The sequence below is a fragment of the Desulfitobacterium sp. THU1 genome (assembly GCF_038181555.1).
Classification (GTDB): Bacteria; Bacillota; Desulfitobacteriia; order Desulfitobacteriales; family Desulfitobacteriaceae; genus Desulfitobacterium.
In genome coordinates, this window is record NZ_JBBWUA010000006.1 from 123867 (window position 1) to 147592 (window position 23726).

A 23726-nucleotide genomic window follows, 5' to 3' on the forward strand; every position below is an offset into this window, starting at 1 on the left:
CGTATAATGTCCAAGTTTAAATAATGAGTAAGTAGGTGAGCAGATGATTAATAGGTATTCATCAAGGCGTAGCAAATTGAGTCAAGCTTTTCTTAACGAAAAACTTAAGAATGCTGTGAGTTATGATCGGATTGCCGGATATTTCTGCTCATCTATCCTAGAAATCGCTGGGGAGAGTATAGAAAATGTCGATGGCAAGGTTAGGATCATTTGTAATTCCTCCCTGAATGCGGAAGATGTCGAAACCGCAGTCTATGCAAATCATAGAATGAAGCAGGAGTGGTGTGAGTATTTACCGGAAGAAAAGTATTCGGATGAGAACTCCGCTCTTCGATTAAGAAAGCTTCATGCATTGTTGTCATCGGGGAAACTTGAAATAAAGGTCATGCCCGATGAGATCTATGGGCTGATGCATGGCAAAGCAGGTGTTATAACTTATGGGAATGGAAATAAAACTTCCTTTTTAGGGAGTATTAATGAAACTAAAAGTGCCTATACCGTGAATTACGAAATGCTTTGGGAGGATGACAGTCCGGAAGCTACGGCTTGGGTCCAGGAAGAATTTGATTTCTTCTGGAACAGTAGATATGCGGTTAATCTCTGTGATTTTGTAATTTCCGATATTGACAGGATTTCTAAGCGTGTTGTTATCCCCCTGAAGGATTGGCGCGATGATAGCGATGACGCTGTGCCAGCTGTGGCAGTGGAGGATACGGTTTACCGTCGTGACTTTGGTCTATGGGAGCATCAAAAATACTTTGTTGAGCTCGCTTTTAGGGAACATAAACAAAAAGGTGGTGCTCGTTTTCTATTAGCGGATATGGTTGGGCTGGGGAAAACGATTCAGCTTGCTATGTCCGCCAAACTAATGGCCTTATATGGGGATAAGCCTGTTTTAATCATCGTACCTAAAACGCTAACTTATCAGTGGCAAGAGGAACTAAAAACCTTACTAGATATGCCTAGTGCTGTCTGGACTGGCCGAGGCTGGATTGATGAAAACGGCTACGAGTACCCTGCTGATAGCAATCGGAGTATTTTAAAATGCCCTCGCCGTGTGGGTATTATTTCGCAAGGAATGATTACTAGGAAATCCGAGACAGCTGAATTGTTAAAACAACTGAAATATGAATGCGTTATTCTTGATGAGGCACACAGGGCTAGGAGAACAAATGCTGCCAAGGATCCAGACATGCATAAAGCGCAGCCTAATAATTTGTTGGCTTTTTTAAATGAGATTACCTTTCAGACGAAAAGCTTATTACTTGCCACCGCGACCCCGGTTCAGATCAATCCAATCGAAGTCTTTGACTTATTGCATGCATTGTCTTTGCCGAATGAGGCTACCAAAGTATTGGGAGATAAGCACAGTGTCTGGAGAAGAAGGCCTCAAACCGCTTTGAACTATATATCCGGTAATGTGGATGTTCCTACTTTAGAATCGGAAGTGTGGGAGATAATCCGGAATCCGTTTCCCCAGAAAAGCGAGAATAACCGCCGTATTGAAATTATCCGCAATCAATTGGATATTACTGATGATACATTTGTTTTGCCGCAAAGCATGTATTCAGAACTGCGCTTAGCCCAGAAACAGAAAATAAAAGAGTTATACTTTGACGATAGCTTTGTGCAAAACCATAATCCTTATATCCGGTCGATTATCCGTAGAACTAGAAAGTTTTTAGAAGAAACTATTAACAAAGAAACAGGGGAATATTATCTAGAAAAGATCGAGGTTGAACTCTTTGGTGAAAATGATAAAGAGGCTCTTGAACTTATGGGGTATTTGTATCAAGCATATACAACCGCTGAGGAATTTTGCTCCTTGCTTTCTTCGCGCGTCAAAGGCGGAGGTTTTATGTCAACATTGATGCTGAGACGGATCGGTAGCACCATGCTTGCCGGTGAAAATACGGCAAAGAAGATGCTCGCTTGGACCGCAGAGGGAAAAGAACGCCTTAGAGACTTGTATGAAGATCTTTTCGATGAGGATGATGAAGATAATGAAGAAAGACGCAGTGAAATTAAAGAGCTTACCATAGAGGAAGTACGTTGCTTAGAAAAATTAGTAAAGGTTTTAAAAAATAATAAAGATACGGATCCTAAATATGAAAAAGTGTTGGATATTCTGCAAAATGGAGTTGAAGACGAAGGAGCTTGGAAAGACAAAGGGTGTATCATTTTCTCTCAGTATTTCGACAGTGTCAAATATGTAGCAGAATTATTGTCCAAGGATCTAAAGGACACGCCTATTGCTTTATATGCCGGTGGTGATAAGTCGGGTATATACGTGAACGGTAGTTTCCGTAAAGAAACTAAGGAAAATATTAAGAAGGCAGTTAAGAATCATGAAATCAAAATTCTCGTGGGTACAGATGCTGCCTCAGAAGGTCTAAACCTGCAGACCCTATCTACACTCATTAATCTTGACTTACCTTGGAACCCCACCCGCTTAGAGCAAAGAAAAGGACGTATTCAGAGGATTGGCCAGATCAGCAAAAAGATCTTGATCTATAATATGCGTTATAAGGATTCTGTTGAGGACAAGGTGCATGTCAAGTTATCAGAAAGGCTAAAGAGTATTCATGATATTTTTGGCCAGATACCTGAGGTGCTTGAGGACATCTGGATTGCGATGGCCCAAAACGATGAGAAACTTGCTGAGGAAGCGATCAATAAAGTGCCAAAACGGCATCCTTTTGAGCTGAAATACGAACAGAATATTCCTAAGACTGAGGATTGGCAGTCTTGTACTTTTGTTTTGAACAAAGAAGAAAAGTTAAAGGAACTGCTGAAAGGTTGGTAAGTAAGTTGATTTATCAACATACTTCCAAATGATCCGTCTTACACCTAAAACTCAGTAGTATAATACAATTATCTTTGTTCAGCTCGTTTTTTTATAAGGTATAAAACGACTTACCTTATTCATCAACTTCCTTATTACAGTTCTCTTTGGGTTAAATGCTTGGTCAAGTGTAAGAACTTGCTGACTAGGTGTAAGCATTTCAAGTCGTCCATCAACTCGTATAAAAGACATTATATAACTGGTAACCTGACCGGTGAGACGCTGGGGGTTTCCTTTAGGTAAAGCTGCGCTGTCATAAAGAAACTCTTTTGCTTGTTCATTAATATTAAGGGATGCTATAGCATTTAGGGTTTTATGAGTGGAATTACCATTAATGAACTTTGGAGGTACTCTGGGATCATATGAGTAATTTTGATCTAAATAACCCTTTGAAAACCCTGTTATATAGGTGAGTGCTTTATTATCAAAGCCAAGCAATTTAAGGGAATTCATTAATTGAAGTCTATTTTCTTTACTATTATCACCTCTAGGCATCAATCTTCTGAGTGTTTTTATTAACATTTCTTCATAAGAATCTGAAGTCTCAATAAGGCATATTGCATTAGGTGATTTTGAGATGTGGTTCATAAAGTAATATTTATCAAATCCGCCGACAAGGATATAAGAATCCTCATCGGGATGCTTTTCGACGGCAAGAAGGAGATCGTATACATGGAGTGTTTCTTTGGCCTTTTCCATCCGCTTCAAATACTCCTTAGTGATAACGGGGGTAAAGAGAGGTTTAATTTTGTCAATTGGGATGACTAGGATTCGCTCGTGCATATACTATCCCTCCTCTTTAGGGATATATATGATTGTCAAATTTTGTCCTATTCTTACTAGTATCACCGGAATGCCCGGAAACGGTGACGTTCTTTTCGCTAGTGCGGAAAAGCTAATCCAGTATCGACTTTTTGGCAGGAAATATTTACAATATGAAGAAAGTATTTATAAGGATTAATTTGTACTGATAAATTTAAATGAGGGATTGATATGTTTACAGTATATACAATTGGTCATTCTACCCATTCCCATGAGCAGTTACTAAAACTATTAAAGGAAAAAGACATTAACTGTGTAGTTGATGTTCGAAGTGTTCCCTATTCCAGGTATGCCAATCTTTATAATAGGGAAGTGCTTAAAGCATTCTTAAACACCAATAAGATCATCTATCTTTTTATGGGTAAGGAGCTTGGAGCAAGGCAAGCGAGCCCATTGCTATATACTCCAGAAGGATATCTTGATTTCGAAAAGACAAGCAAATCGGATGTATTTCGTTCAGGTATTAAACGAGTTTTGGTTGGATTGGAGAAGAATTATATTATCGCATTAATGTGTACGGAAAAGGATCCAATTGATTGCCACAGAGCAATATTAGTAGGGAAAGAATTAAAGGAAGTAGGTTGTTCAGTTCGGCATATTCTCGAAGATGGTAAGATAGAAACTCAAGAAGAGCTTGAAATGAGAATGATAAACACCTGTTTTCCTGATTGGCGCCAACTCTCATTGTTTGCGGAGCAAGACTCAATTCTTCAGAAGGATGAACTTATTATCAAGGCCTATCGGCAGAAGAATACCGAAATTGGTTATAAACAGGAGAGTGAACAGGAGGAGGTGACAAATGCTTGAAGATATATACAATCGGATTTACAAAGAAATCTGCAGAAGAGTTTTTTTCCTTGCTGCAAAATAGCGGAGTGAAAACCCTCGTTGATGTTAGATTAAATAATTCTTCGCAATTAGCAGGATTTACCAAGGGCAATGATCTAAAATATTTTCTTAAAACTATTGCAGGCATCGATTATGCTCATCGGGACGACCTCGCCCCGACTAAAGAAATATTAAATGCATACAAGAATAAAGCCATTGATTGGAATCAGTATGAATTTATGTTTAAAGATTTGCTTCAAACAAGAAAACCTATAATCGAAGATATAGTCTTTAATAATGCATGCTTATTATGCAGTGAAGAGCGACCTGACCAATGTCATAGGAGGCTGGTAGGAGATTACATAAGAGAAAACCTACTCCCAACTAATATTGAGATAATACATTTATAATTTACCTAATATCTTCGTATTGGAGTGAAGTAATATGCAGAAAGATATTGTTTTACTCGCTTGTTCAAAAAAACACAATAATTATTGCGTAGCCGGTATTGATATTAATAATGGTGAATGGATAAGAGTCGTTTCAAATAATCCACATATTGTTGAGGCCGTAACATTAGATGATATGAGGTATGAGGACGGGACACTTCCTGAACTATTAGATATTTTAAGTATCTCTTTTTTGGAGCATAAACCGAATTATTACCAGCCGGAAAACTATCTATTTGATGATAGTTTCTATTGGGAAAGAATTGGCAAAGCAAATGCTATGGATGTTATAGCAGACTATGCCACTAATGAACCAGAGTATTTATTTTACGATGCCAATAAAGCCGTTGAATCGGAGTTTATTCAATCATTGTATGACAATGAAAAATACTCTCTGATTGCCATAACCCCTCAGAGTTTAAAGGTACATGTCAAGAAGTGGCCAGAAGGTAAAAAAGTAACAATGAGTTTTTACTATAATCAAAGGCTTTATAGTTATTTACGAGTAACTGACCCGGATTTCGAAGAAGAATACTTAGATCGAGCAGAGGGTACATACAGTCTTGGTAATAATGCTATGTTAGTCATTAGTCTTGGTGAAAATTATCATGGTGCTCATTATAAATTGATTTCTGGTGTTATAATACCCTAGTAAATTGGGTTATTATAACGATTAATTTTAAAATTCCTTGCAAAGTGAATATTCTGAATATATAATAAAAGCGTACGCGAAAAACATCATTACGCAAGTAGGAATATTGCTTGCAGCTAGGTTATGTCATCATTTCGTATGCATTATTTCAGGGCGTTCTGCATCTTTTAGCGGAACGCTTTTTTATTTGGAGGGGATGGAATGATATCGGATATTAAATTTCCAGAGCTCAAAACTATTATGTACCACATAGTGAAGGGGCTTGCCCACAAAGTATATCTTTCACGGGATACGAACAGAGGAAGAAATACCTACCCAGATAGTGCTGTTTTGCGGCATGGACTAAATGAACTTTATGTGTACGCCATGACTCATCAGTGTGTCGATAGCAAGGGTAAAGTACTTGCTCCTGCCAATGAAACCGAGGCGATTGTCGAGTTCTTCTCACGTCCTGTATCAGAATGGATGGCTGCTTGGCCACAAAATATTATTGCAAAAGCCCAGAATGACTATCTGTGGGATTGGGAAAGCTTGGTGTCGATAGGGTATCACAATACCTATATTCTAACGGATTTTTGTGAAGAACTAGCCGAGGCTCATAAAATGCGGGTAGTAGAGACAGAGCTGCCACAAGCCGTTTTTTACCGAAAGCTAATGACTCTAACTCAAGAAGAATATGAGGAGGTTAGAAAATTTGTAATTCAAAAGGAAAATCGAGTTATTAAAAGGTATGATTTAGGTGGACAGGTACGGGAGATGGGTGTGCGTTTCGGTAAGCTTAGCGATATTAATGACATCTTTAAAATTGCATACGAGCCATGGGAATCTCTCGTAGAAAAGATAGTACTGTGTGAACGCTGTGGTTGGACAGTTGAATATACAACCGATGGACGAGGCAAATGTCAGAATGATCGCTGCATTCGAGCTACGAATACTTTTAATAGAGTTAAGAAAATTGATGCTTCTCCACAGAGTTATTATCGGCTGAAAAAAGGGATTATTCGCTATGTATCTGATCCTGGCGAATTAGAGTTGGATATAGAGCGAGAATGTCTCAAGCTAGGAATAGAAACCCAGATGTGGCCGGATATGGACAGGTATGATTTAACACTAACCTTTAAGGATGGTGAGAAGTGGGCAGTTGATGCTAAAGACTACGCAAAAGCCTTTTTGCTTAAGGAGAAGATTGAAGAGGATGGAGAGGCGATTCCTATCGGTGATTGGGAAAGAGGCTTTATTGTTATCCCAGATGAACGAGTAGAGAAAAGCTATTGCCGAACAGTCAATCGAGGGATCAAAGCTATTGGGCAAGATAATAAGGTTGAATGTGTAGGTTTAAAAACCTTTATGCAAAAGGTAAAAGCCAAAGTAGAGGAGGGTAAGAGGTTATGAGAATAGTTGAACTTAAGGACATCGAGCAGAAGCTAAAGCCTCATTACTCCTATGAAGCTCGAAGGGTACTACATATTACGAAATTTATCAAAACAGAAATACTGCTAAGGCTACTGAATCGCATAGCACTAGATGACGATGTGAAAAAGGCCTATTTACTTCTAACCAGACTTCACCTTATTGGCAAAAGGACCTTCAGTAATGAAGATTTTATACTTTATACTGCCAGCCATATACTTAAGGAACTTCGGTCGAAAAAAATATGGGAAGAATATTTGGCAGCGTATAAGAGGATTGACACCGGTTTAAGATTATTTTGCATAGAAGATGATGGTGGGTTTTATTTGACAAAAAGTAATAATATTCCTTATTATGATCGTGGTCATGATTACGACAAGTTGTTAATGAATCTCCCAGAGCGGAAAAAAGTAAAAACATCATTCGCCGGGGAATTAGTGCCATATTCTTTTTATCATCAAAAAAATCCTGAAATAATTAGATTCCCAAACAATATTAAGCTAGATTATCAGCCAAGCCTTAAGGATAAAAAAGGTGGAGCGATTAAAATTAGTGCCCAGAATATTTATGAAGCAGCTGAAGAGATGGATCGAAGATTAAACGAATCATCACGTTCTGGTGAACGAGCCAACTGGCTGGAGTCAGTGCAGAAGCTGACGTTTAAAGAAGTAAAACAGGGAAAATTACACTTAAGTGACACTCTTAAAATTGAAAATCTATGTAATATTGTTGGTATGGTGGGATCCGGTAAATCTACTCTAATGCAGGTGGTTGCTTTTTGGACAGCATCCAAAGGCTATCGCAATGTCCTAGTTTTAGATTCGGTTACAGAAGTATTAAAAACGGTAAAGTTCTTCCGGTGTTTAGGAATTTCTGCATCACCGCTATTAGGACGTTATAATAAGGATCAACAGATCGAGAAGGCCCATAAAAATGAGTCGATGTTCCTTGATCAAGAGTATGCTGAGCATTTAACAGCAGTATGTCCCTTGGATGGATTAAGGCAAAATACCCATGATGATCAAGCATTAGAATATGGTCAGGAGCCTTGTTATTCACTAAAAGGGCCAGAAAAGTCTAACACATCGATTTGTCCATATTACCTCCAATGCTCGGCAAAGGCGGATGAACGAGCAATAACTAGTTCTAGTATAATCGTCACCACACCTGCGGGCTTAATCTATGGTAGGGCTCCTTTTCCTATTATTGGAGAGAAGGTGAAGTTTGTTGAATATATAATAAAGCATATCGACCTTGTATTTTTCGATGAGGCGGACCGAGTGCAGTCCAATTTCGATCCTGAATTCTCCCCTTCATCGTCAATCGATGATCTCCTGGCCTCTTCTGCTGATCTGGTTAGTCGTTACTTGTTAGCTAAGGGAGGTCGGCTTGACATGGAGGAGGAAGAGCGAAAATATATTGACCAGATTTTAAGTCTTCCAAGGATATGTGATGATGTTAAGCAGTTAATCAGAGATAATAAAGCCATTTATGATTGGAATAGAATCGGAAGAGGAAACTCTTTTTCAGCTTTAATCCTTACAGAAAATGAAGAAGAGATTCCAAAGAAAATTCGTGAGCAGCTACTATCCAGTATAGAAAACCCCAAAATGCAATCTGAACTAGAGGCTCTAATTGCTAGTATTTATGAAGGCGGCTCTTCCGTTGGTGAAAGGATTGAGGAATGGGTTGCTGAAATCGAACTCCTAAAGGATGAGTGGATTATACGCATCAAGTTCATCATTTATTTGATAGCTTTAGAAAGAAAGCTTCGTTTAATCACCGCCTATGGCTCTGCTGTCACACAGGATGAAACCATTATTAGAAGTGTATCAGGGTTTTTAAAAAATCATTTCCGTGAGTTACAAGACCTTTTACCAGCTTCCGCTGTAGGTAATATCTTTGGATTTACCTATGATAAAGAAACGAAAATTCTTAAGACTTTTCGTCAATATGCTTTTGGACGGGCTCTAATGCTTTCACTGCCATTTCTAATGATGGATGAGTCGAGGAAGCCTATTGGCCCCAACGTTGTCTTACTTTCTGGGACAAGCTGGGCTAAAGAATCTCTTAGGTATCATATCCATTCAGAAGTGAACTATATTCTGGAGTCTGACCCGAGAATTAGGCAAAAAATTGAAGAAACAAAAGTTACCCAGATTCCTATAGATATTAGGGTATCGGGAAGTGGGGAGAACCGAGATAAGAATTTGGAGGAGTTGGTTAAATATACTGCTCCATATATTCTCAGTGAGTTAGAGAGAACAGATGGTCGTATTTTATTTATAGTGAATAGTTATTCCGAAGCAAGCCGAGTTAAGGAGTTTCTTCAAAGGCAATTCCCAGGAGAAAAAATTTGTTACTTGATTCGCGATGTAGAAGAAGACAAGGAGGATACAGTCAAGAGAGGAAGTTTAGGAGGCTTATACCTAACCAATACGAGGATGCTTGTCGCACCTGCGGGTGCGATTGAGAGAGGACATAATATTGTGGATGAAAGAGGCCATTCTTTGTTAACTTCTGTCTTTTTTCTCACAAGGCCGATGAATGTTCCAGGAGATATTGAAGATGTCATTACAATGATTAATGGCAGAGTATCAGGCAAGGCTGAAGAACTCCTTACGATTAACCCGTTAAAGCGAATTGGCAAAATCCGTAGCACTGCCATCGGGATGTGGAGTGGTTTGCTTGGAGCGAATAATTACAGTCTTGATGATCTTGAAGATTATGAGAAAGCAGATCTGGCTGTATCCCGGCTAGTGATTATTCACCAGATATTTGGTCGATTAGTTCGTATAACAGATTTTGACCGACCCGCTCCAAATATTTATTTTGCAGATGGGGCTTTTAAAGGAAAAAATCCTGGAAGCTTTGACTTGATTCAGGAAATGATGTCTTGGCTTAAGAAGCAAATCGAATGTGGGAGTGAACATGAAATAGCGGAGACTCTTTATGGACCTTTTTATAGAGCATGTATAAGGGGGCTAAAAAATGCTTGATAAATTACTACCAGCAGCCTTTGTGCCACTACCGGAGTCGGGGACAACGGTATACTATGTTAGCTTTCCGCAGAACTGGGAAGATAAATTATTTAACATAGAGTGTTTAAAGAAAGATAATTTGAATGTGTATAATTTACCCACTAAGACGTTAGAAAAGTTGGTCCTATCCTGGTTACCCGGTGTAGCTTCCTGTAATCCCATCGGTAAAGGCAAAGATAATACAAAATGGTTTGTATCTAGTGAGCCTGTTGATAAAAATTTGCTAGTAGAGTTAATGAGAGTATGGGTTATAAGTGAGTATATTGAAAATAAAAAAGTATTACCTGAAGTAAAGCATTTAGCATCAGCATTTTTTAAGGAAATGAATGCTGAATATTTGGATATCCATAAAGAAGAGAACCTGGTGCTTTTCGATCGGGAAGGAAAAGCTGCTTGTAGTGAAGCTTTTAGGGTTTTCCCTCTAACGGTTATAAAACGATTGTCCGGTCAAGAAATTGCATTAGGTGGAAAGAATATCAAATTGCTTTATGCTGGAAATAACGAGCTTATAACAGAACCTGTTGACCTATTTGCAGGCACAGATAAGAGAAGAGATCATTTCTCTATTGCCATACAGTTTTCTGTTCAGACTATCCCCCCCAGCAGGAAAACTATGCTGATATATAAAACTGTAGTGCGGAGATGGATTGGAGTTCCATCAAAACCTTGGGATTTTGGTGGTAACGCTACGACAGCCTATATCAAGACTGCCCATGAGCGATTGCAACCCATCACTTGTAAGTTGAATAAAAAAGATAAATTAGTTGAATGGGATAATCAGGATAAGAAATGCTATGAGTTTTCATACTTTGAAAATACTCTCCCTGAACTTAATGAGTTGATTAAAGCACCAAATGAATTTATTTCTAAAGATATCGGAGCAGTGGTACTGACTTATCGCTATGCTCAGGAAATGAAAAAGCATCTGGCGCGTCCAGGTTTACCTATGATTGATAGGATTCGAGTTCATGAAGCTCTTGAAGACAAATTAGCCGGTCTGGCAATGTCAGCAAATCATGCTTATCGCGTTCATAAGCGATTAAGTAATCTTAGAGTAAATATGAGCAAAATGGACAGGGAAGTATTTCGCAAACGAATGGTCCAGGCAATAGGAACATCTAATCTAGCCATCGAAATCTATTGTAATAACGACTCGGATATTGGAGAAAAAGTATATAACAAGATTAAGGAGCAGTTTGGTGTTACAGAAGATACCACCGTTTTTAAGGAATTAACAGTAAATATAAGGATGAAACCCTTAGGGAAAAATGGTGATGTATTAGATCCTAATCTTAAAGAATTAGAGCGGTTTGAAGGAAGAATTGCCGAAATCAAATATTCCTATGGAGAAGCAACAATAAAGCCGACCGCGTGCATCGTCGTTTTACCAGGTAAAGAATCTTTTAGCAGTAGCCCTGAATTAGACCCCAAGAATGCGATTCGTGCTGGTTTTGCTCAGACAGGGCGACTTACGCAGTTTATCAGACCGGTGTTAGAGGAAAACGAGGGGGAAGATGAAGCGGAGTCAAGTCAAGAAAGCAGAATTAGCTCGGCTATATATGATTTATATAGGCAGCTGGGTTTGCTTTTTCCCTACAGCAATAATGGTGAAGTAGAAAAAGTTGATTTTTCAATACCAGCAATGAGCGTACATATTGTTAATTATAAAAAGACTTTATACGGATCTTCCGAACCATTTCCTCTTTTTGTCACAGTAAACTATAAAACTGGACGTATAACTGTAGATTGTGGATTCTTTTCACGACCAGAACTACTTTACTGGGAAGCCTGCTTGGAGTTTCAAAAGGTTCAAGGAAAAAAGAATATCAAAGATGACAGTAAAAAAGCAAAGTATAGAAAGATAAAGTCTAAGATTCTGGAATTGATCAATACACATAGCAACCCTATATTAGTTCTTGTAGAGTCTAATGGCATAAGCAGAAAGGTTTGGAAGTTTATTGCTGATAGTGAGCTTGCTAAGGTTGAGCGTAGAGGTAATTCTCTTAACCACCTTTTATTCGATCCGGTAGAACCGGAACAAGGAATTAATTTGAGTACTAAGGACAATTCTCTCCGGATAATTCGAGTAAGAAGCAACGAGGAAGTTCCCGGTTACTTAAGTGAAGTCAAAGAGAGCGGTGCTACTAAGAGTATTAGCGGAGTATTTAAGTACGACGATGTTTTCTGGAGTATTGCCTCAGCGCCAAACGATATTCTATTTAGAAATTCTCGAAGTAGACTCTCTAAAGTTGAACGACCTAATAAGGAATGTAAACGACCTGATATGATCGAGTTTTATCCAATTCACCTTCAGGACGCGGACAGCGCTGATGACTGGGTATACTTAGCTCATAAATATCGAGAATTTGCCCATCAGTATAAGGAAGCGTTAAGATTACCCTTGCCCCTTCACCTCGCCAAGAAACTGGAGGAGTATATGGGGTAGTATTACGTAGTTTATAATTTTCAACTATTCTTATCGAGAATTTGGGTTAATTTTACGATATATAAAACCTTCGGAAAGATCATTAGTAGATGAAATTCTAAGAAGTAAAGACAGATGGGATTAGGCAAGGAATTTAAATGATATCCTAAATGATTGATTGAAAACACTTCAATCCATTTTTTGCTGGTTGAGACCCATTTCTTAGTAGGGAGGGCATCTAAATGTCGAATGAACTGCAATCTTTATCGGTACTTTTTCAAAATAGATTATTCCGCATACCGGATTATCAACGCGGATATGCGTGGAAGCATGAGCAACTTGTAGATTTCTGGGAAGACCTACTGAATCTCCATGATGATAGATATCACTATACGGGCTTGCTTTCGCTCAAGGCGGTCAGCCGTAAGGGAACACGCCGGTGGCATGACGATGAGTGGTTGCTAGATATTGGGTATAAACCGTTTCATGTCGTAGACGGGCAGCAGCGATTGACTACATTTTCTATACTCATGTACGAAATAACTGCTTTTATCAAAAGCATCCAAGATAACAAAGATAAGTCAGACGAGGAGATATTTCTAGGATATGAATCACTGAAGGATATTAAGGCAAAGTATGTTCTTCGGAAGCTTCCTCCTAAAAATTTGGTGACTACGTATTTGTTCGGTTACGAAACAGATAACCCGAGTTCAGATTACCTGAAGTACAAGGTTTTTGAGGAACCGTATGGGGGTACAGTTTTTGAAACTTATTATACAAAGAATCTAAAATACGCAAAAAAGTTCTTTGTAGAAAACCTCAGGGCGATGTTTGAGAGGGAAGGCATGGAGGGCATTGAGCAACTGTACAAGAAACTCACATTAAGGCTGATGTTCAACCTCCATGAAATAGAGGATGATTATGACGTTTTCGTAGCATTTGAAACTATGAATAACCGAGGTAAAAAGCTGACGAACCTGGAATTGCTAAAGAACCGACTTATATATCTCACAACCCTATTCGATGACATTCAACTTGGTGCAAGGGATAAAGAACAGCTGCGGAAGAATATCAATGAAGCATGGAAAGAAGTGTATTACCAACTGGGACGAAATCAGGACAATCCATTATCTGACGATGACTTTCTACGAGCCCACTGGATTACTTATTTTCAGTATTCCCGGAAACGAGGAGATGATTATATTCGTTTTCTGTTGGGCAAGTTCTCCGCGAAGAATGTCTTTGAGAAGTTTACTGTTACTACACAGGCTGAAGCAGTCGAGCCCTTGCCTGATTTCGAAACTCCCGAAGATGATGATGTAGAAGACGATACGCCTGAAGCAGAATCTTTTCTTGTCAGCAAGCTAACGCCGATGGAGATCAGTGAATATGTCAACAATTTAAAGGCTTCGGCTGAATACTGGTACTACACCTATTTTCCAAAGGACAGTATTGATCTTTCCGACGGGGAAAAACTTTGGATAGATAGATTAAATCGTGTGGGGATTGGATATTTTCGCCCGCTTGTAGCTGTCGCACTTGTTACAGCAGATAAAACAACTCCTGAAGAACGCATTGGACTTTTCAATGCTATAGAGCGATTTGTTTTTCTTTCCTTCCGGGTTGGCGGATTTAATGCGAGTTACAAAAGCAGCGATTATTATAATAAGGCCAGGGATATTCTGTGGGGCGGCATAACATTGGCCCAAGTTACCGAGGATTTAATCGCTACAGTTAATAAAGACTTAGCAGCCTTGATTGCCAACTTTATCACACGCACCGACAGGCGTTTCAATTCCGGAGAAGGATTCTACGGGTGGCGCGAACTGCGCTATTTCTTGTATGAATACGAATATGAATTATCGACCCGCAACATTTTACAGAAAGTAGACTGGAATCTGTTTACAAAAGTTGAAAAGGACAAGGTTACCATTGAACATATTCTTCCTCAGACACCGACAAAATGGTACTGGCGTAATCAGTTCCGACAGTACACTGAAAATGAGGTCAAGCTATTGTCGGCATCTTTGGGTAATCTGCTTCCTCTCGCTCAAAGCATTAATTCGTCTTTGCAAAATGATAGCTTTCCAGATAAAAAGAACCCGTCCTCTTCTGGGCGGAGAGGGTATATGAATGGTTCACACTCGGAAATCGAGGTGGCTTTGGAGCGAGATTGGGCAGCTCAAAACATATTGAGTCGTGGGCTATCACTACTTGGATTTATGGAGTCAAGATGGGGAATTATGCTTTCTACTGCGCAGAAGATGAATCTGCTCCACATCGAGTTCGTGAATGATGGAAGTGCTGTAATTCCGGAACTGCCGGAGGATGAACTCATACCCCAAAAACAGCAATCATCTCCGGGATCTACCCGAGACCTTTCTGAACGGCATCATCTCCGCTACGATTTTTGGCATAACTTTGTAGAGTATTGTAAAGCGCACGGGCGCGCTGAGGATATAGCCTCTCGTAAGCCGTCCTATGACGACTGGTATGATGTCACAATAGGTAGCCGAGATTATCATATATTCTTTCAACTTGTGCGTCAAAAAATATTACGCATTGGCTTATATGTTTATCGACCAGAGGATTTTGCCCGATTAGATTCCCGGAAGAATGAAATAGAAAGTGCTTATGGCTCTTCCCTTGAATGGTATACCAGTCGTGAAAAAAGTACGGCTAAAAGAATTCTACATTCTATTGAAACTGATGTTCATAATCCTGACTTATATCCTCAACATTTTGAGTGGCTGGTAACTCAGTTTGATAGACTGAAAGCAGCGTTAGAAAAAGTGGATATGAATGCGCAACTGCAAGGATGATGTGTCAATGGGTTCATTTTAATACTGGATATCGTTCATGTTTGAGTACGATATAGAAAAACATATATGGGAGAGAAAAAAATGTGGATAAACATTGATAAGCCAACCAAGAAAGTAACCTTACATGAAAAACACTGTTCTTTTGTACCAACTACCGACTCTAAGTATAAGAAAATCAATAATATGGGCAGAGATGGAGGGTGGAAAGAGTTTAAAAATAGGGAAGAAGCATTGCGTTTTTATGGAGATAACTTTCCGGAATTTAAACGGGGTTTCTGTTATTCTTGTGGGACAGAAGAGCCTCCAAAAAATGAGGTTAAACTTTACTATGATGATATTAGCGAAAAAGAATTGGAGGAACTCCGGAAGTACGATAGTAATACCCCTTGGTCAATGAGAAGTAAGGATTAGCAAGGGGGCCCCATTCTTTCCGTATAAAATTACTTACTCAACAAGGAGAAGCCTATGAATTTTATTGGTATTGACTTGGCTTGGACCTACCGTAAAGAAACCGGAATCTGTGTTATTGATGATAACGGAAATGTCCTTTTCTGTGAATCGCAAAAATATAGTGATGAAATGCTTGCTGGATTAGTAAAGCATTATTCCGCTCAAGGAGCGGTGGTAGCGATTGATGCTCCTCTGGTTGTAGCAAATGAAACGGGATCAAGGGCTTGTGACCGAAACCTTATGAAAGAAAAGATTCATGGGAGAAATCTTTCCCTTTTTAATTGTAGTAGGGAATACCTGCAACGTACCTACGGAGCGATTCGGGGTGAAGAGGTCGTAAGAAGTATACAAGAGTTAACACCTGAGTTCGTCCTAACAACTATACCAAAGGACAGATCACACAGTATTATCGAAGTGTTTCCATCGAGTATCGTCTTGGGGCTCTTTTCAGATGCGTTTCCGGTAAAATACAAGCATAAAAGCAGCGTTGAATTATATAATTCAAAGAATGAGATGACGAGATTGCTCGGTCTTATCAATCATCTTTCTGAGTATGATCCGCCCGTATTCAATGCAAGTGATTATTTTAGTCCGTATAAAGTTGAGGGTTTCACGACTAAATCGGCCTTTAAGAGTTTCGAAGATCAAGTTGATGCCTTTCTCTGTGCGTATGCCGCTTATTGGCACTCGAAAAAGGAAGGCAAAATCTTTGGTGATGAAAAGACTGGGTTCATCCTTGTGCCGGTAGAAAAGACCGTACGGACTTCAGGGGATAAAGGGTTAAGTACCTCAACATATAAGCTGCATTCTAGTACTCAAGTACAAAATCAATCGGAGCCTAAACCAAAGCATACAGTTGATCGCAGCTCTGATTTAACAGAGATGCTCGAAGCCATAAAACAATTTCGTATACAGAACGGCCTTGAAGTTGGAACAAACAGCCAAGAGACCATGTTTTACCGAATGAACTTAATGATGGAGGAACTAGGCGAGATTAGTCAGTGTTTAACCAAGGGCAAAGGGAATCTTGCTGAGGAGCATGCAGACTTGCTTATCTTGCTCCTGGGGAATTGCCTTACGATGGATTTAGATATTGTAAATGGTTTTTGGGACAAGTATCAGGTGATTATGAATAGAACGAGTAAGAAGATTGGTCTGTACGAGCGGGTTTCGTCTTGGGAAGAGGCTGAAGGTTGCAAGCAAGAGATCTGAACTCTTTACCTAGTGATCACTTCAAAGTTGGTTATCTTAGATTTATTGAGGGGAGTGGTATTTTGGCTCAGAAAGACGTAGTCCTTGATTTTCTTCAACAACATCCTTGTATATTTTGTGATGATTGCCTATCTCGGGAAACAAAAATAGAACCTAGGCAGACGATATTTCAATTATGTACAGCACTATATAATCAAGAGCTAATAGAACGTGATAAGTTAGAATGTTCAGTTTGCGGTAAAATCAAAAAGGCAAGTAGAGCAAAAACTATCAATTCTACCCAGTTACCCAAACCCTTAACAGATACAACATCCAAAGAAGTCAAACCGAAGTCTAAACAGCCACGCAAGGCCTATATTGACCGACCTACTAATCCTGATCGATTTGTTAAGGTACCCTTAGAGTTCGAGAAGTTTGATATAGAGAATGTTTTTACTCAGTTTGATTCTTACACTTTGGATGAGGTTCTTAAGAAAGAAAAGTACTCAAAATTTCATGACCCAGTCTATGCTCATTATTCTGGATACTTAAGTATGAGGTTGGGCGAATTCTTAGGGATGCTGAAGGACCAGGGGGATAACTTTTACAAACAGTTTCTGAATGCTTACGGGGATCAGAGCTTTTGCAAGTTTAGGATGGCAGACAACCCTTTTTTAGACCGAAAGGGCCTCTATCTTTTCAAAAGTGAAAATCAAATAAAGTATGTGGGAAGGGTCAAAGGAGATTTGAACTTTCACTTAAGAATTAATACCGGATACGCTTATATTTCTCCTAAAAACTGTTACATAGTGGTCAGTCAACGAACTGCCATATCAATGCAATGATTAATTCTCTTCGAGGAAATATTGAATTGTACATTTTGCCTTTGGAAAATGATGAAGAGATTATCAGAACCGAGAGATGGCTAGTCCATTTGATCCAGCCGGAATGGAATAATTCTTTAAAGTGATTTATTGGTGTGTTGAATGATCATAGGCAATTCGTCGGAGTGCTACCAAGCATTTTAATTAGTTTATTAGATGTTATATTATTCTGAAAATAGATCTAGAAAAAGCATTGAACATACCCTAAAATGCTCGGGGGAAGGCCTCTCGTCCTTCCCCGCGGGGTACGTCCCCCACACAATGGGAGAGAATTCTGACAATCCTGTTGAATTAGCTATGTTTTACTTCAAACAATGGGGGGAACAAACAAGAAAAAGCTGGCCGCATTTTACTAGGTCAGACTTGGGGCGCTATGCCGCAAATTTTTGCTAAGTAATCCATATATATTCGTCGGGCATCAGTTTGGAGTCTCGCCCACGGGGTACTCCCCCTCAAAGCAACCTTTGGAGGTCAATGAGCATATCATGTTTGACCTTAAATAGAGATTGGGCTAGTCCCAATCTTTTTCTTTTTTGGCATTGGGTCATGCTATACTATAGGTACATATTTCCATTAAAAATTGTGCTCGTGGTCTTTATCTTCTACACACAGACAAGTTAACCTCTCATGAAATTTTCGAATCTGGATTTAGTCGAACCTAGGTTGAGCGGCGCTATAATTCAGATAAATTAAGCTACAATTTTGGGGGTCATTAAATTGGATTATAATCAAATTGAGAAGTTATTACTATCATTCAGTCTTGAGAAGCATTCAAATTCTGAAGGAACCCATTTTACTTTTTCTAAAGGAAAGAAACATAAGATTATTTTTGAAAGGCTAAGACCATTAGCTCGTGGAGGGGCTGGAGGATACGTCTATGCCATTGTGCTTGATGATTATAAAAATAGATGCAGTAAAAATGGGCATATATGTTTGAGCAAATTAAGCAGCGAGAATGAACTAAAAGATATTGTTGGGCGAGTCATCAAGTATTTTGATTCAATCTTGTAAAAATATAACTATAGGGTGGATTGGGGGTAATGAAATGGGTTTTTTGATAACATATCAAAGCTGGCAAAAGCTGCAAGTAATGCTTCACCAGTTGGGTCCTCTTCTTTACGTTCTGCGGCAGAAAATTCAAACTTAAATTGCCCAGGTGTGTACAAAGTGTATTATTCTGGACAACTGATGAAGGTTGGAAAGGCTGAAGATGGCTTAAGAAAGAGATTTAGTGACTATTATCGAGGTAGAGAAGGAGGCACAGCATATCTAAAATATATCAATGGATCCAATCGTGATGGAGTAACGGTTAAGTGGAGAAAGTGCGAAAGAAGCCAGTGTAGAACGCTAGAAACTCAAATGTATGATCAAGCAAAAGCGGCTGGCGAAGAATTACCTTGGTCAAACCGAAGATAAGTACATCCTTAATTATGCAAGCTTCTTCCAACAAATTAGGTTATCCGTTGGAATCATCTCAGCGGGGTACGACCCTAACGCAATGGTGAAAAGAACTTGGTGTAAACAAGTGTAGTATATAATAATATTTTAAGAATTTAACAATAAGAGTGTTCTTAGGCGTTTCTTTATACTATTTAAATTTATGGGTAAGTGAGATAAAAGCAGCGAGGCGAGAGTAAATGATTAAAACCGACGAGGAATCCTTACTTCAGCAGATCGAGTTATTGGAAACAAAAGAAGCAATGCCGGAACTTATCTATCTTGACGAAGCAATTAGAATTTATCGCAAATTAATTCGGCTCCGACCGGCTAAAGCAGAATATAAATATTCCCTAGCCAAATTACTCTTAGAAATGGGACGTAATGAAAAATTTGTTACTGAGGATTATGAACAAGCGAATCATTTATTTAGAGAAGTTCTGGAACTGAAGCCTGGTTATGCTCAGGCCCATTACCATTTGGGCTGGCTTTCCCGTTATGAGGATCACTGGCTTGAGGCATTGGAGCATTATAAAGTATCTTTAGAATCTGCCTCCTTAAGTCATCTGGAGCGGATATATGCTCTATGCAGTAGTGCCTATTGTCAGGCCAGGATCGGTAATGGGGAAGATGCGTGGGAAGCCTTAATGAGGGCCAAGGAACTGGCTAGGGAACGAAGCGAATGGAGTTTTGTGGATGAGGCAAAACAGAGTGTTTCGCTAGTGCTGGCAGCTTCTAAAGCAGGTTTCTCCGAAAGCCTATCCGAAGATCTGTCCGCTAAACGGTTATATGTCTGCATCGATAATCACGGGGAGAATTTTGTTTCCAAAGAAGAAGCTGAAGCTTTGGCTTCGGACAATGATCATCTTATCCTCGATCTGCGTGCTAGGAGGGTTACCTTTAAGGGACCACACCGCTGGGCCTGGAAATTGGAAGACGGTGCAGGGCAACTACTCGAATATCTCTGGCTCAATTCTGGTTATCATAAAGCGGAGAAGATTCAAGAGGCGATTTGGCCAGAGAGCCGCGGAACGAGTACAGTTAAAAAATATGTTGCCGAACTCCGGAAAAGCATAGCTTCCTGCCTTGAGACAAAAGAAGAGGGTTTCATTAATAATGAGCCAGGTAAAGGATACTCATGGCAAGGAAATCTTCCTTACCGTATTATTAGGCCCATCACCTTTACTTGGATACGGTATTACGAACAGAGTCAGTGCCAATAGCTATTGATCACATGCCATGCACCGGTTACCGATGGGTAACCGGAATTTTTTTATACTATAACCATAGCAATTCAATAGTTTCAGAAAACAAAATTGGAGGTTCAAAGATTATGAAAAACACGTTTTATAGGCCAGTAGAAATTAGCACAGAGGAACTTGATTCGATTGTTAATAAACTGTATCAAGACCTTGTTGAATTCTCTAAAGGATATACCGATACAAAGCACCTGAAGGAGTATATAACCAAATTGATCAATGACCAGAAAAATTTGACTGGCAACTCGGAAATGGGTTTCTGGGGACTAGATGAACCGGAAAAAATGTCAAATGATATCCGCGTTTTGTATTTCTATATGCCCACCTATATTGCCACAGGGATTCTTATAAATTGCAAACTGAACTTCCCCCAAATTACTAGGGAAATTCCCGAGTTTAATGAATGCCTACGAAAAGGTTTGCTTGGCTGCACCGGAAGATATTTTCAAGGGCATGGTTATGACAATATTGATGGCTTGATTAAAGCTTTACACGTTTTTATCATCGCCAAGGCCCATATTTTTATTGAAAAGTATCCTAACGACTGTCAAAAGTTCACGGAGCTATTCAAGTCCGTCTTAGAAAATATTGAGAATTCCTTATTATCCGGAAAAACCAGAGGCGATTGGGGAGAAGACTATTCCCTACAATATAAATGTATTCTTCAAGCAGTCAACCCTAATGCCTATTTAGAACTTGATGAAAAACTAAGCAACAGAGAGGTTGTATTATTATTTGTCTATGGCACCTTGATGAGTAACAACCGAATCGGTCGGACGTATTTGGAGGATGCAAAGTTTTTGGGAAAAGGGACTCTGAAGGGTTATGCCTTATATGATCTAGGCTCTTATCCGGGTATTGTAAAAGAAGCTGGAAAGGTTAAGGGAGAATTATATTCCGTTCCTGCAGATCGTCTACCCGATATCGATCGCTACGAAGGCGAAGGCAAGTTATATCTAAGAAAAACGGTGACAGTTAATCAGGAAAACGGTGAAAATGTCAAGGCTTTTGTCTATATTTTTAATCAATCCACAACGGGCAAGGCGAAAATTGATGAGCAATATCAGCCGTGGTATCCAGGTGTAGCAAGAATCCTTAATGAAGAGAAATACGTTTGGTATGCTGCTTACGGTTCCAATATAAATCGCCAACGTTTAATGGCCTATATTATGGGTTGCAGTGATAAAACTCCTCCTAAAGAAGAGATGCCGATTATGTTAAACCACCCCATATATTTCTCTAATCATAGCGGACGATGGAATCACAAAGGGGTTGCCTTTCTTGATTTGGATAAGGTAGGGAAAACTTATGGAAAAAGATACTTAATTACTCAAGAGCAGCTTAATGAGATTCAGGTACTGGAAGGAGGAATTTGGTACAACGAGATAGTTCAAGTAGGTGAAGATAATGGAACACATATTAAAACTTTGACTCACACACCCCGGTATTCTGAAGATGTATTTCCCGATTTAACTTATCTCGAGGTTATCCAAAGAGGCCTTAAAGAAACCTACCCAAACTTAAGTTCGGTCGAAATTGATTCTTATTTGCTGCAAAGTTATTTAAGTATTGAAATGATCAATGTTTTAAAATACCTCCGCAGCCAAGAACATGGGGTTGCGATTTCTAAGATGGGTAGGGAGTTAGGTCATGTATCAATTATCATAGATACAGTTCATAAACTCAAAGAGTTCAATTTAATTAGGCTGGATGGGAGAACAGTAAGAGAGGGTATCGCATGGGATTCCCCAAATGCCATTTATTATACTGTTCGTGACAGAAGACTGGCTATTGATAATGTACTAAACAAAAACTCTTAATTCCTATTCGTCGGAACTTGTCGTTCCGACAAGGTACTGGAACCGATTCGCGAAAGATAAAATCGCACTGCTATGAGCAGAATGAAGAGTTTTTCATCCGAATGTTCCAGTGATGAGGAATTGATGTGTAGGTGCGACTTCTTCAATCTGATTTGTTAAGTGCTCTCAAAGAAATATCTAGGAGTAAGAAAGAATGGGAACGGAGTTTATTTCGTTCCCATCTCAATCATATTGGATCGTTATAATCCTTTATCTAAGCCAATGCCAACACGATTCATCTAAGATTGATTTGACAGATCTCACCACTTCTCTTCAATGAAAGCGAACAACGGTGGGCCGTTGCCAAATTTTAAATCCCGTTCTATCAGAGCCCGGAGGATGCTGTGTTTAAGGCCTTGGGGGTGGAATGAGGAGGTTGGGTGCAGTGCACGTTGGTTGTTCTGTTAGACACGGCTTGAATCAATTACCTCTTTTATCAAGAGATTAATAGCGTTTTCTTTCATACTGATGGCAAGTTTAATTATCTCCATTTGCTTCCCTATTTCTAATTTTCCAAACCTAGGTGCTTGTTTAAAAACTCTATTAAGGGTCTTTACCGTATCATTGGTCAATCGATTTGGGTCATTATTTGGGAGGCCTGCGCGTAAATACATGAACTCCTTTAATTTTTGATCAAAGGGTAATGCCACTATCCAATTAAGCGTTATTTGAGTGGAGTACTTAGTTTTAGGCTTCGTGGGATATTTATAGCAAATTCATAACTAGTTATTAGCTCACTTACCGATAAGGATAACCTTCTTGCTATGGCTTCAAAAGGTGTACCTGCTTGCATGAGCCGCTTTACTATTGATTCTTTATTCGATTTGTTTGTATCTCCTTTATTACAAAACCGCCTTAAAATTATCAAGTCACGGTCAATGGGAGTCCTGGATTCCTCAATAAAGCAGGGTGCAATTTGCTGGTTAGAGTTTTCAGATAGACATATCGGTCAAAACCACCAACTAATAAATAGTAATTTTCAATTACAGGATGCTTTTCTACAGCTAGCGCCACATCAAATGCTTCATTTTTATCACTCTTCATTCTTTGTAAGTAAGCGTCGGTAACATCAAAATGCGTATCAACCATAATTTAATCAAGAGGTAAATCGCTTATTCTCATACACATCTCCCTCTTAAAGAGGTATATGTGGTAAGATTTTGTCCTATTTCTGTAATTTAATGGCGATATTTAAGTTGCTATAAGTTTCTGTTGTAAACGGTAAAATAAAGTTAACAGATTTCGTTAAATAAAAATGAACACTTTTCTCCCAAGCTTCCCCATGATGAGCTATGATGAATTTTGAATTAAACAAGAATCATAGCTTTATGGGGGAGAAAATGAATAGGATA

17 protein-coding genes are annotated in these 23726 nt (G+C 39.1%); 14 read left to right on the forward strand and 3 right to left on the reverse strand.

Annotation, left to right across the window (positions count from 1 at the left end):
- Positions 1-43: 43 nt before the first annotated feature.
- The gene (locus AAC978_RS07690; protein WP_341547459.1) at positions 44-2806 is read left to right on the forward strand and encodes a phospholipase D-like domain-containing anti-phage protein; all 2763 of its coding nucleotides are present in this window, start codon (positions 44-46) and stop codon (positions 2804-2806) included.
- A gap of 78 nt (positions 2807-2884) precedes the next feature.
- Here AAC978_RS07690 and AAC978_RS07695 read toward each other — a convergent pair whose 3' ends face one another.
- Complete coding sequence (locus AAC978_RS07695) at positions 2885-3628, reverse strand: hypothetical protein (RefSeq protein ID WP_341547460.1); 744 nt, start codon at positions 3626-3628, stop codon at positions 2885-2887.
- A gap of 210 nt (positions 3629-3838) precedes the next feature.
- Here AAC978_RS07695 and AAC978_RS07700 point away from each other — a divergent pair, with 210 nt between their 5' ends.
- The 13 genes from AAC978_RS07700 to AAC978_RS07760 all read left to right on the forward strand — a co-directional run bounded on the left by AAC978_RS07700 (position 3839) and on the right by AAC978_RS07760 (position 22335).
- The gene (locus AAC978_RS07700) at positions 3839-4474 is read left to right on the forward strand and encodes a DUF488 domain-containing protein (protein WP_341547461.1); all 636 of its coding nucleotides are present in this window, start codon (positions 3839-3841) and stop codon (positions 4472-4474) included.
- Positions 4471-4905: a DUF488 domain-containing protein gene (locus AAC978_RS07705; protein WP_341547462.1), complete on the forward strand. Its 435-nt coding sequence runs from the start codon at positions 4471-4473 to the stop codon at positions 4903-4905. The genes AAC978_RS07700 and AAC978_RS07705 overlap by 4 nt, the downstream gene beginning before the upstream one ends.
- A 34-nt stretch (positions 4906-4939) precedes the next feature.
- Positions 4940-5596, forward strand: coding sequence for a dual OB domain-containing protein (locus AAC978_RS07710; protein ID WP_341547463.1), 657 nt, complete (start codon positions 4940-4942; stop codon positions 5594-5596).
- Positions 5597-5797: 201 nt separating this feature from the next.
- Complete coding sequence (locus AAC978_RS07715; RefSeq protein WP_341547464.1) at positions 5798-6988, forward strand: restriction endonuclease-related protein; 1191 nt, start codon at positions 5798-5800, stop codon at positions 6986-6988.
- Positions 6985-10005, forward strand: coding sequence for a pPIWI_RE_Z domain-containing protein (locus tag AAC978_RS07720; RefSeq protein ID WP_341547465.1), 3021 nt, complete (start codon positions 6985-6987; stop codon positions 10003-10005). Before AAC978_RS07715 ends, AAC978_RS07720 begins: the two co-directional genes overlap by 4 nt.
- Positions 9998-12493, forward strand: a complete 2496-nt coding sequence (locus AAC978_RS07725) for a pPIWI_RE module domain-containing protein (protein ID WP_341547466.1) — start codon at positions 9998-10000, stop codon at positions 12491-12493. The genes AAC978_RS07720 and AAC978_RS07725 overlap by 8 nt, the downstream gene beginning before the upstream one ends.
- Before the next feature lie 221 nt (positions 12494-12714).
- Positions 12715-15294 (forward strand): DUF4268 domain-containing protein, encoded by a 2580-nt coding sequence (locus AAC978_RS07730; RefSeq protein ID WP_341547467.1) that lies wholly within the window; start codon positions 12715-12717, stop codon positions 15292-15294.
- 66 nt (positions 15295-15360) lie between these two features.
- Positions 15361-15705: a hypothetical protein gene (locus AAC978_RS07735; RefSeq protein WP_341547468.1), complete on the forward strand. Its 345-nt coding sequence runs from the start codon at positions 15361-15363 to the stop codon at positions 15703-15705.
- 54 nt (positions 15706-15759) lie between these two features.
- Positions 15760-16956, forward strand: a complete 1197-nt coding sequence (locus AAC978_RS07740) for a DUF429 domain-containing protein (RefSeq protein ID WP_341547469.1) — start codon at positions 15760-15762, stop codon at positions 16954-16956.
- Between the two features lie 62 nt (positions 16957-17018).
- The gene (locus AAC978_RS07745; protein ID WP_341547470.1) at positions 17019-17780 is read left to right on the forward strand and encodes a hypothetical protein; all 762 of its coding nucleotides are present in this window, start codon (positions 17019-17021) and stop codon (positions 17778-17780) included.
- Between the two features lie 756 nt (positions 17781-18536).
- The gene (locus tag AAC978_RS07750) at positions 18537-18830 is read left to right on the forward strand and encodes a hypothetical protein (RefSeq protein ID WP_341547471.1); all 294 of its coding nucleotides are present in this window, start codon (positions 18537-18539) and stop codon (positions 18828-18830) included.
- Positions 18831-19456: 626 nt separating this feature from the next.
- On the forward strand, positions 19457-20479 hold the full coding sequence (locus tag AAC978_RS07755; protein ID WP_341547472.1) for a hypothetical protein: 1023 nt from the start codon (positions 19457-19459) through the stop codon (positions 20477-20479).
- Positions 20480-20589: 110 nt separating this feature from the next.
- Complete coding sequence (locus AAC978_RS07760) at positions 20590-22335, forward strand: gamma-glutamylcyclotransferase family protein (RefSeq protein WP_341547473.1); 1746 nt, start codon at positions 20590-20592, stop codon at positions 22333-22335.
- Positions 22336-22778: 443 nt separating this feature from the next.
- On the opposite strand, the gene AAC978_RS07765 is transcribed toward AAC978_RS07760, so the two are convergent.
- Positions 22779-22988 carry a hypothetical protein gene (locus tag AAC978_RS07765; protein WP_341547474.1) on the reverse strand — a complete coding sequence of 70 codons (210 nt, stop codon included), beginning with the start codon at positions 22986-22988 and terminating at the stop codon, positions 22779-22781.
- A gap of 250 nt (positions 22989-23238) precedes the next feature.
- Positions 23239-23463: a hypothetical protein gene (locus tag AAC978_RS07770; protein WP_341547475.1), complete on the reverse strand. Its 225-nt coding sequence runs from the start codon at positions 23461-23463 to the stop codon at positions 23239-23241.
- Positions 23464-23726: the final 263 nt, after the last annotated feature.